General features: G+C 41.1%; 1 protein-coding gene. It reads left to right on the top strand.

Annotation, left to right across the window (positions count from 1 at the left end; genetic code table 11):
• Positions 1 to 126: 126 nt before the first annotated feature.
• Positions 127 to 513, top strand: a 387-nt coding sequence (gene zapE / locus FK529_RS20995) for an AFG1/ZapE family ATPase (RefSeq protein WP_146564373.1), incomplete at its 3' end; no start/stop codon positions are given.

The following is a 513-nucleotide window of genomic DNA, read 5'->3' as shown; positions in this document are numbered from 1 at the left end:
CAATGACTATAAAGCATTTAACCATAAAATCACCATTATTCCACGCATCCTCCAAGAGGAGTGTAGTTCACTTATCAAAGCATTTTTTCGAGAGCGTCGGGTTAAAAAATAGAGGAGCAAATTATTATGACAACCATTAAAGAGGCCTATTTCAAACTGATCGAAGAGAAAGGTTTTAAGGTCGATCCCGTCCAAGTTTCTGTCGCTGAGAGTTATGACAAATTGAGAACTAAAATTCTCGCTGACGCCCCTGTTCCGGCAGAAGATTCTCGCTCCTTTATGCAGAAGATGTTAAAGCCTTTTGCCGAGCAACCTGTCACTTATAGTGATCCTCGTGGTCTCTATATCTATGGTCGTGTCGGTAGAGGAAAGACCTTCCTGATGGATCTCTTCTTCAATAATATTGATGTCCCGAAAATTCGCGAGCACTACTACCACTTTATGCAAGATGTGCATCAAAAGATGCGTCAATATCAAGGTTCTGAAGATCCTCTTAAGTTGGTGGCAAAAGAG

The sequence above is a fragment of the Tsukamurella asaccharolytica genome (genome assembly GCF_007858435.1).
In the GTDB taxonomy this organism is placed as follows: domain Bacteria; phylum Actinomycetota; class Actinomycetes; order Mycobacteriales; family Mycobacteriaceae; genus Tsukamurella; species Tsukamurella asaccharolytica.
Note: the sequence above shows the minus strand (reverse complement) of the source record. Positions and strands in the feature narration are given on the sequence as shown.